The following is a 9,899-nucleotide window of genomic DNA, read 5'->3' as shown; positions in this document are numbered from 1 at the left end:
CCGGCGAGAACAGCCCAGTCCTCGCTCCAGTCGAACTGGAAGGCCTCGCCCGGACCGAAGGCCAGGGGAACGAAGGTACCTCGGCCAGTGGTCTGCTGGGCCACAAGGCGCTGCTCGTGCCAGAGGCGGGCAAAGGCCGCTACGCGGTTGTAGGAGCCGCCGTAACCGAGCGCCTGCAGATCCACGTGCATCTGCTTGACGGTTCGCCGCTGCTTGCGGGATCGGCCAGCTTCCGTCTTGAGCCAGCCGGCGAGCTTCAAGGCGAAGGGGTCGAGCTTGGAAGGGCTGACCCGCTTGGCGTAGTGGGGCTCGACCTCGCCTGCGCGCAGGTACTTGCGGATGGTGTTGCGCGAGAGGCCCGTGCGGCGGGCGATCTCCCTGATGGACAGCTGCTCTCGCAGGGCCCAGCGCCTGATGACACTCAGTGTTGCCACGTCTATCACTCCTGGTCTCCTGCTGCTCAACGAAGCAGCAGGTTAGGGTTAGTACGTGGGTCAGGTTTGGATGGAAATCCTGGGGGTTAGTGGGTCACTTCTGCGTGGAAATCAACATGTAGCCGAAGTTCGGTGTCCTGCGATGCGTGGCCGACGATCAGTTCAGCGTCGCCGATGGGCACCCCGCGCACGTGCATGCGCGTGATGGCGGTGTGCCTGAACGAATGGAACACTTTCTTGGCAGTCTTCAGATCGCAGTCGCGCAGATGCTCCGAGTACACGCGGGAGAGGTGCTTCGAGGGATCGTTCTTCCGCGTCTTGTTCATCGGGCGATGCGGAAACAGCGCCTGTGCGCCCGCCAGGCGCAGCTTCTCGACGTAGGCCAGGAAGCCTAGTTCGACGAGCGCCGTCGCGATGGGAATCCTGCGGACGGAGTTCTGGGTCTTAGGCCCGTCGCTGTCGTTGAGCTCCTCGGTGATGTTGATCACCCACAGCTGCGATGGCGCGTCGAGCACGATGTCGGCCACGCGCAAGCCGACGAGTTCTCCCGCGCGTGCGCCGCTGAAGAGCGCCAGCAGCGGCGCCCAGAAGTCATCCGCGGCGTTCAGGTTGCGAAGATAGCGCTTCGGCTCGAAGATGCTCTGGATCTCGACCTCATCGAAGAGGTCGTAGTGGTTGGACTTCTTCTCCTTGCTGGAGATCACGCGGTATTGGGTGGTGGCGCGGGCGAAGGCCTCGTCGATCGGGTTGACGGCGATCCAGTCGTTGGCCAGCGCCTGCACGAAAAAGTCTTGGAGGTGGCCAAGAGCTTTCTTGATCGTGCGGGCGTTGAGCGTCTTCAGCTCAGCTTTTGTCGGCTCAGCCGCGGTGTCTTCGGACGACGTCGCCGCACGCTTGCGGTCTGCGATGGCCACCTTGGCGGCCTTCGACGGACGCTTGGCGTAGCGATCGACGAAACCCTTGACGTCGGACCGGGCGATTTCGTGGACACAGACGGTCTCGCGGTCGCGGCCTTGGGCGACCAAGTCGTCGAGCAGCATGGTCAGCGTGCGCAGCTTCTCGCCGGGCGTGCTGCGGGTGCCGCGTGTGACCTCGGCGGCCGATCCCGAGTTGGCGGCAGCGACGAATTGCTGGATGGCCTCGACCATCGGCGTCGGGCGTGCGACGCGGTGGGCGCCGCTGGCGGCCTGCTTGAGGTCTTGCACCAGGCCGGCCATCGCCTTGCCCGGGTCTTCGCCGCGCCGGATGGCCTGCATCAGCGCGTCACGCAGGTCACTGTTCTGCGTCAGGAAGCTCTGGAACAGGCGAAGGTCTTCGTCGGTCTTGATCTCGGCTTCGATGCCGCCCGGCAACTTCAGGTTGAGCGGGTTGATCAGGTGCCGGAGGTCGGCAGTGGGGTCCTTGGACATAGCGGCGCGCAGTCGTTCGAGTTCGAGGTTGAGCTCGAGCGCCAGGATGCGTGCTGTCCGAGAGTCCTTGGTGCGAAGGGAGACTCTGATCTCGCGGCGCGCGCCCAAGCGCTCGCGCAGAGGCACCGGCACGATCCACCGGAAGGTGTAGGTGCCGTGTCGGTTGCGGGCGAGTCGAGCGGGCTTGGCGGCCAAAGTGGATACCCTAGGTGGATACCCCGGCCAAGAAAAAAGCCTCGCAAGTCTTTGACCTGCGAGGCTATTTTAGATTTTGGTGGCGCTTCACGGATTCGAACCGCGGACCTGTGGATTATGATTCCATCGCTCTAACCGACTGAGCTAAAGCGCCGAGCCGCACATTATAGCTTGGGTTTTTAGGCTGCGGCAAGCCGTCAGCGGTGCTGGAACACCGCCTTGCGCTTGTTCAGGAAGGCGTCCATGCCTTCCTTCTGGTCTTCGGTGGCGAACATCGCGTGGAACAGACGGCGCTCGAACATCACGCCGTCGGACAGCCCGCTCTCGAAGGCCCGGTTGACCGACTCCTTTGCCGCCATGACGGCAATGCGCGAGAAATCGCTGATCTGCAGCGCCGCGCCCAGCGCCTCGTCCATGAGCTTGTCGAAGGGCACGACGCGGCTGACCAGGCCGGCGCGTTCGGCCTCGGCGGCGTCCATCATGCGGCCGGTGAGGACCATGTCCATGGCCTTGCTCTTGCCCACGGCGCGGGGCAGGCGCTGCGTGCCGCCGGCACCGGGAATGACGCCCAGCTTGATCTCGGGCTGACCGAAGCGGGCGTTGTCGGCGGCGATGATGAAGTCGCACATCATGGCCAGCTCGCAGCCGCCGCCCAGCGCGAAGCCGCTGACGGCGGCGATCACCGGCTTGCGGATGCCGCGGATGTGTTCCCAGTTGCGGCCGATGTAGTCGCTCTTGTAGACGTCGGCAAAGCCGTACTTGGCCATGGCGCTGATGTCGGCGCCCGCGGCAAAGGCCTTCTCGCTGCCGGTGAGGATGATGCAGCCTATGCGTTCGTCGGCGTCGAACGCGGCCAGGGCGGCGCCCAGTTCGTCCATCAGTTGGTCGTTCAGCGCGTTGAGCTGCTTGGGGCGGTTCAGCGTCACGATGCCGACCTTCTCGGCTTCGATGCGGACTTCTATGGTGTCAAAGCTCATGTGCTTGTCTCTCGCGTGTGCTGTGGTGGAAAAGAACTATAGCCAAGCCGCCATCCGGCGGTCGCGTCAGCCCCTGCGTGCGGCGCGCACGGGCTTTGCCTGCGGCGCCTTCACTCCGTCGAGCCAGGGTGCGGCGCGTGCAGGGTCGTGCAGCGTCAGGCGCCAGGTGCTGTCCTGCTCCGGCAGTTCCAGCGGCAGGCGCAGCAGGCGGCGGTCGCGCGCCACCAGGGCCGTGGCCTTGCGTTCGCTGCCTAGGTAGAGCGCCAGGTCGTCCAGCTTGGTGATGCGCCAGCCGCTGCCGGCGGCCTTGCCCGGCGGCTCGATGCCGATCCATTCGTCGCCCGCTGCGAAGCCCGCGCGTTCGGCGGCACCGCCGCGCAGCACCATCTTGACCTGCACGCCGTTGTTCTCCGCCACCCGCAGGCCCAGGCGCTGGGCGGGCTGCGAAGGGTCCGTCGCCACTTCCACGCCATGCGCGCCGAGCAGGGGCGCCAGCGGCAGTTCGCCGGTGCCGTGGACCCAGGCCGCCAGTTCTGTGGCAAAGCCGCGGCCGGCGAGGGCCTGCAGGGTTTCTGCGAAGTCCTGCTCGCGCATGGGGCCTGCGGCGCAGCGCCGCCACAGTGCCCGCATGGCGTCGTCCAGCGTGGCGCTGCCGGCACTGCGCAGGCTGAGGTCGAAGCACAGGGCGATCAGCGCGCCCTTGGTGTAGTAGCTGATGGTGGCGTTTGCGGTGTTCTCGTCCTGGCGGTAGTACTTGACCCAGGCGTCGAAGCTGGCCTCGGCCGCCGATTGCAGCAGGCGGCCCGGCGCCTGCTGCACCTGGTTGATGGTCTTGCTGAGCAGACGCAGGTAGCCGGCGTCGTCGAGCAGGCCGCAGCGGCGCAGCATCAGGTCGTCGTAATAGCTGGTGAAGCCCTCGAAGAACCAGAGCAGGCGCGTGTAGTTCTCCTGCGTGTAGTCGTAGCGTGCGAACTCCGCCGGCCGCAGGCGCTTGACGTTCCAGGTATGGAAATACTCGTGGCTGATCAGCCCGAGCAGGGTGGTGTAGCCCTCGGACTGCTTGGCCTCGCCGCGTCGCGGCAGGTCGCGTCGGGTGCAGAGCAGGGCCGTGCTGTGCCGGTGCTCCAGGCCACCGTAGCCGTCGTCCACGGCGTTGAGCATGAACACGTAGCGGTCATGCGGCGGCGCACTGCCGTCCGGGTGCCAGAAGTCGATCTGCGCCTCGCAGATGCGCTGGGCGTCTGCGAGCAGGCGCGCGCTGTCGAAGCTGGCGGCGGCGCCGGCGACGACGAAGCGGTGCGGGATGCCGCGCGCGGTGAAGTCGCCACTCCAGAATGTGCCCAACTCGACCGGGCTGTCGGTCAGGGTGTCGTAGCCGTCCGCCAGGTACAGGCCGAAGCCGCGCTTGTCGGTCTTCTGTGCACGCAGCGCGGTGGCGGCCGACCAGCAGCGCGGGAAGCTGGCGGCGGCCAGCTCCAGCGCATGGGCCTGGTCTTCCAGCCCTTCGGCGCGCAGGCACAGGCCGGTGCCGTTTAAGAAGCCGCGCTGCGCATCCAGCCAGCAGGCGCGCACCGAGTTGTCGAAGGCGTAGACCTCGTATTCGAGCACCAGAGGCACGCCGGGGCGGCAGTCGATCTGCCAAGCGCACTTGTCCAGTTGCCGCAGGGCCACCGGTCGGCCACGCTGGCGTGCCGTGAGCCGCTGCAGATGGCGCGCGAACTCGCGCACCAGGTAGCTGCCCGGTATCCATACCGGCAGCGACACCCGCTGGGCGGTGGCGGGCGCGGCGATGGTCAGCGTGACGCGGAAGAGGTGCGCATGGAGATCGGCGGCCTCGACGCGGTAGTGCACGGCGGCGGGTAGGCGGATGGCTGCAGGCATCGGGCGATCAGCGCGCGGCGGACAACTGCTTCTCGATCTGCGCGGCGTCGATGGCGCCCGGCACGCGCGAGCCGTCCGCGAAGAACAGCGTGGGCGTGCCGGTGATCTTGTACTTGCGCCCCAGCGCCACGTTGCGCGTGATGGCGCCGGTGTCGCAGCCCGCGGCGGCGGGAATGGCCTTGTCCCTCAGCATCCAGTCCTGCCAGGCCGCGGCCGGGTCCTTGGCGCACCAGAGCCGGTTGGACTTGTCCACCGAATCGGCGCCGAGGATCGGGTACAGGTAGAGGTGGATGGTGACGTTGTCTATGCTTTGCAGCTCTTTCTCGAAGTGCTTGCAGTAGCCGCAGTTCGGGTCTTCGAACACCGCCAGCTTGCGCTGCCCATTGCCGCGCACGATGGTGAAGGCGTCCGCGGTCGGGAGCGAGGCGAAGTCGATGGCCGTGAGCTTGGCCACGCGCTCGGCGGTCAGGTTCTTGCGCTGGCGCGTATCGAGCATGTCGCCCTGCAGCAGGTAGTCGCCCTTGGGGTCGGTGTAGAACAGGTCGGTGCCCACGCGCACTTCGTACACGCCGGGCATGCCGCTCTTGCGCACCTCGTCGATCTTGGGAAACTGGGGCACGCGCTCGGCCAGATTCTTGCGGATGATGCTCTCCTGGGCGTGCGCAGGGCTGGCCGTGGCCAGGCAGGCCAGGATGATGGAGGCTGCCTTGAGCAGCCGATGGCGGGGATAAGTCAATGCGGTTCTCCGGAGCGCGGTGAAAAGTGGGGCGCCAGACCTCTGAGTACGGCAGGGCCAACGGGTTCAGTGCCTCAGCGCAGGCCCATGGCCTGGCGCGCCAGCCAGGACTTGAGCGGGCCGCTGGTATCGAAGCCGCGCATGCCCCAGTTGCGCACGAGCTGCCAGGGCCGGCCCGGCAGGGCGAACAGCTGTTGCAGTCCGTCGGTGGCGAAGCCCATCGGCCACAGGCCCGCCTTGCGGCTGCGCTCGTAGCTGCGCAGCAGGCGGGCATCGCCCGGGCTGCGCCAGAAGTCGCGCCCGTGCAGCAAGCGCGCCAGTTCGGCCGCGTCGGCCAGGCCAATGTTCAGGCCCTGGCCGGCCAGTGGATGCACGGTGTGCGCGGCATCGCCGAGCAGCACCCAATTGCGGGCCGCGCCCTTGCCGTCGTTGGCGCGCGGCATGGGGCCGGTCCAGCGGTCGGCGCGGGCCAGTTGCAGCGGCCAGTCGGCGCGGGCGCTGGTCAGCGCCATGGCGCCCAGTGCGCGCCCGCTGGCGGCTTCCACTGCGCGGGCGAAGGCGTCGGGCTCGAGGGCCAGCAGCGCCGGGGCGTGGGCCTGCTCGACCGACCAGACCAGGGCCACGTCGTGGCCGCCGCTGCCGCCCATGGGCAGCAGGGCCAGGATGCCGTCGGAGTGGAACCACTGGCGCGCGACGCCGCCATGCGGGCCCTCGCAGCGCAGCCGTGCGGCAATCGCGCGCTGCGGGTAGGGCGTGGTGTCGAAGTCCACGCCGAATTCCGCGCGGGTGGCGCTGGCGCGGCCTTCACAGACGGCGGTCAGGGGCGCGGGGCGGGGCGCATCCAGCATCTCCACGAGCGGCTGGTAACGCACCGCCTCGGCCAATCGGGCTTCCAGCGACGGCACGTCGACGATCCAGGCCAGGGCTTCGGCGCCATGCGCCTCGGCCCGGAAATGCACGGCGCCGCCGTCGTCGCCCTGCACCGCCATGGCGTCGACGGGCGTGCAGGCGTCGCCTTCGGGCCAACTGCGCAGCGACTGCAGCAACTGGCGGGACGCGTCATTGAGGGCATAGGCGCGCACATCGGCCGCGGCGCTGGGGGCCGGGGGCTGTGCCACCAGGCCGACGCGCAGCCGGTCGCGCGCGAGCAAAAGGGCCAGCGCACGGCCCACCACGCCGGCGCCACGGATACAGACATCGAGAGGAGGGGCCATGCCGGGCATTGTAGGGAGCGCGCTGCCGAGGCCCACGGCGCGGCACAATTCCCGCAGGCCGCCGCCCTGGGCTGCCGCAGAACTTCAGAAAGCTCCCCTTGACCTCTGTCGCCCCGTCTTCCATCACCTCCGATTCCGACATGGCGCTCAGCGCGGTGGTGGCCCAGCTCCTTGTGTACCCGGTCAAGTCCTGCGCCGGCATCTCCCTGCAGACCGCCGAGCTGGACGAGACCGGCCTGGCCTGGGACCGCGCCTGGATGGTGGTGGACGCCGAGGGTGAGTTCGTCAGCCAGCGCAGCCTGCCGCGCATGGCCCTGGTGCGGCCGCAGCTCGAGCCCAATGAGCTCGTGCTGCGCGCGCCCGGCATGCTGGCCCTGCACCTGGCACTGGACGCGGCCGAATCGCCCTGCACCGTGCGGGTCTGGAAGGACACGGTGCCGGCCTGGAGCATGGGGCCGCTGGCCGCGCAATGGTTCAGCGACTTCCTGGGGCAGCCGCTGCGCCTGGTGCGCTTCGACCCGGAGCACCGCCGCCTCTCCAGCCTGCAATGGACCGGCGGCATCGAGGCGCCCAACCTGTTCAGCGACGGCTACCCGCTGCTGGTCGCCAGCCAGGCCTCGCTCGACGGCCTGAACCAGCGGCTGCAGCGCGCCGGCCATGCGCCGGTGGGCATCGAGCGCTTCCGGCCCAATCTGGTGCTGGCCGGCACAGAAGCCCACGACGAGGATCGGGTCGACACCATGCATGTCGACACCGGCGATGGCGTCGGGGTGGCGCTGCAGCCGGTCAAGCCCTGCGTGCGCTGCCCCATCCCCAACATCGACCCGGCCACGGCGCATAGCGATCCGGCGGTGGGCGATGCGCTGCAGTCCTACCGGGCCGACCCGCGCATGCAGGGCGGCATCACCTTCGGCATGAACGCCATAGTGCGCGCCGGCGCCGGCCAGGTGCTGCGCGTGGGGCAGGCGGTGCGGGCGGACTGGCGCTTCGACTGACCGGGCCGGCCGGTAAAATCGTGGGCTCGGCGGCCCGGTGGCCGCCCTGTCCTCGCTCTCTCCAGATCCTGAAAGCCCCGCCATGAGCCTCCAATGCGGCATCGTGGGCCTGCCCAACGTCGGCAAGTCCACTCTCTTCAACGCCCTGACCAAGGCCGGCATCGCTGCCGAGAACTACCCGTTCTGCACCATCGAGCCCAACGTCGGCGTGGTGGAGGTGCCCGACCCGCGGCTCGGTCAGCTCGCGGAGATCGTCAAGCCCGAGCGCGTGGTGCCCGCCATCGTCGAATTCGTGGACATCGCCGGCCTGGTCGCCGGTGCCAGCACCGGCGAAGGCCTGGGCAACAAGTTCCTGGCGCACATCCGCGAGACCGATGCCACCGTCAACGTGGTGCGCTGCTTCGAGGACGAGAACGTGGTCCACGTGGCCGGCAAGGTCGACCCGATCTCAGACATCGAGGTGATCCAGACCGAGCTTTGCCTGGCCGACCTGGCCACGGTCGAGAAGGCGCTGCACCGTCATACCAAGACCGCCCGCTCGGGCGACAAGGACGCGATCAAGCTGGTCGCGCTGCTGGAGAAATGCCAGGCCGCGCTCAATGAGAACGTCCCGGTGCGCGCGCTCGAATTCACCAAGGAGGAGCAGCCGCTGGTGAAATCCTTCACGCTGATCACCGCCAAGCCGGCGATGTTCGTCGCCAACGTCGCCGAGGACGGCTTCGAGAACAACCCGCTGCTCGACCGCCTGCGCGAATATGCCGACAGGCAGGGCGCGCCCGTGGTCGCCATCTGCGCCAAGATCGAGGCCGAACTGGCCGAGATGGACGACGAGGACAAGAAGATGTTCCTCGCCGAAATCGGCCAGGAAGAGCCGGGCCTGAACCGCCTGATCCGCGCCGCTTTCAAGCTGCTGGGCCTGCAGACCTACTTCACCGCCGGCGTGAAGGAAGTGCGCGCCTGGACCATCCGCATCGGCGACACCGGCCCGCAGGCCGCCGGCGTGATCCACGGCGACTTCGAGCGCGGCTACATCCGTGCCCAGACCATCGCCTTCGACGACTTCATCGCCTACAAGGGCGAGCAGGGCGCCAAGGACGCGGGCAAGATGCGTTCCGAAGGCAAGGAATACGTCGTCAAGGATGGGGATGTGATGAACTTTTTGTTCAACGTCTGACCTTCCCTTACCCGTGCCAGCCATGCCATGCGCCCCGCCATTGTCTTATCGCGGGGCTTTCTGTTGGCTTCGGCTTCTCGCTGATTCATGCGTGCGCGGCATCTGGCGCGGCCCGCTCCTGGCTGCGTCGGCCCATCCGCCCGATACTCGCGCCCATGGCCCTCACCGTCCACCACCTCGAAAACTCGCGCTCGCAGCGCGTGCTCTGGCTGCTCGAAGAGCTGGGCCAGCCCTATGAGGTCGTGCGCTATGCGCGCGATCCAAAGACGATGCTGGCGCCGCCCGAGCTGCGCGCGGTGCATCCGCTGGGCAAGTCGCCGCTGGTGGTGCTGGACGACGGCAGTGTGCTGGCCGAATCCGGCGCCATCGTGGAGGCGCTGGTCGAGCGCTACGGCGCCGGCCGCCTGTCGCCCGCGCCGGGCAGTCCCGATTTCCTGCGCTACCGCTACTGGCTGCACTACGCCGAAGGCTCGGCCATGCCGCCGCTGCTGCTAAAGCTGGTGTTCGACCGGGTCGAGAAGGCGCCGGCGCCCTTCTTCCTGAGGCCGGTGGTGCGCGGCATTGCCGGCAAGGCCAAGGACGGCTTCGTGCTGCCGCAGATCGGGCTGCACCTCGATTACCTGGAGGGTGAACTGGCGCGCGGCCCCTGGTTCGCGGGCGAGGCCTTCAGCGGCGCTGACATCCAGATGAGCTTTCCCGTCGAGGCCGCCGCCGCGCGCGGCGGGCTGGACCGGTCGCGCCCGCGCCTGATGGACTGGCTGCAGCGCATCCACGCGCGGCCGGCCCACCAGCGCGCGCTCGAGCGCGGCGGCCCCTACGCGCTGCTGGGCTGAGCGGCCAGTTTTTCATGTGAAAAGTGATTGAATCCCAGGTATTTTCTTGGC

At 68.2% G+C, this 9,899-nt stretch carries 8 protein-coding genes, 1 tRNA gene and 1 pseudogene; 3 read left to right on the top strand and 7 right to left on the bottom strand.

The genetic code is table 11. From position 1 onward, the window contains the following. The 7 genes and pseudogenes from JHD63_RS03095 to JHD63_RS03065 all read right to left on the bottom strand — a co-directional run. Positions 1–443: pseudogene (locus JHD63_RS03095) on the bottom strand (IS21 family transposase); the annotation flags it as partial. A 77-nt stretch (positions 444–520) separates the two neighbouring features. Beyond that, entirely contained in the window at positions 521–2,038 is a 1,518-nt protein-coding gene (locus tag JHD63_RS03090; protein WP_198969190.1) for a site-specific integrase, read from the bottom strand. A 77-nt stretch (positions 2,039–2,115) separates the two neighbouring features. Further along, positions 2,116–2,192, bottom strand: a tRNA-Met gene (locus tag JHD63_RS03085). A 43-nt stretch (positions 2,193–2,235) separates the two neighbouring features. Next, on the bottom strand, positions 2,236–3,015 hold the full coding sequence (locus tag JHD63_RS03080; RefSeq protein WP_198969189.1) for an enoyl-CoA hydratase: 780 nt from the start codon (positions 3,013–3,015) through the stop codon (positions 2,236–2,238). A gap of 66 nt (positions 3,016–3,081) precedes the next feature. After that, positions 3,082–4,896, bottom strand: a complete 1,815-nt coding sequence (locus tag JHD63_RS03075) for a M61 family metallopeptidase (protein WP_198969188.1) — start codon at positions 4,894–4,896, stop codon at positions 3,082–3,084. Positions 4,897–4,903: 7 nt separating this feature from the next. Continuing rightward, positions 4,904–5,611, bottom strand: a complete 708-nt coding sequence (locus JHD63_RS03070) for a DsbC family protein (RefSeq protein ID WP_233167532.1) — start codon at positions 5,609–5,611, stop codon at positions 4,904–4,906. A 95-nt stretch (positions 5,612–5,706) separates the two neighbouring features. After that, positions 5,707–6,846: an FAD-dependent monooxygenase gene (locus JHD63_RS03065; RefSeq protein ID WP_198969186.1), complete on the bottom strand. Its 1,140-nt coding sequence runs from the start codon at positions 6,844–6,846 to the stop codon at positions 5,707–5,709. A gap of 140 nt (positions 6,847–6,986) precedes the next feature. On the opposite strand from JHD63_RS03065, the gene JHD63_RS03060 reads away from it, so the two are divergent. From JHD63_RS03060 to JHD63_RS03050, 3 genes are all read left to right on the top strand, one after another. Then, positions 6,987–7,841, top strand: coding sequence for an MOSC domain-containing protein (locus JHD63_RS03060; protein ID WP_198969195.1), 855 nt, complete (start codon positions 6,987–6,989; stop codon positions 7,839–7,841). Between the two features lie 82 nt (positions 7,842–7,923). Further along, positions 7,924–9,015: a redox-regulated ATPase YchF gene (ychF, locus tag JHD63_RS03055; protein ID WP_198969185.1), complete on the top strand. Its 1,092-nt coding sequence runs from the start codon at positions 7,924–7,926 to the stop codon at positions 9,013–9,015. 155 nt (positions 9,016–9,170) lie between these two features. After that, positions 9,171–9,848, top strand: coding sequence for a glutathione S-transferase (locus JHD63_RS03050; protein ID WP_198969184.1), 678 nt, complete (start codon positions 9,171–9,173; stop codon positions 9,846–9,848). Positions 9,849–9,899 lie beyond the last annotated feature (51 nt).

Origin of the sequence: Xylophilus sp. ASV27 (genome assembly GCF_016428875.1) — a bacterium.
Taxonomy (GTDB): domain Bacteria; phylum Pseudomonadota; class Gammaproteobacteria; order Burkholderiales; family Burkholderiaceae_C; genus Xylophilus.
This window is presented reverse-complemented; position numbering and strand designations above follow the sequence as displayed.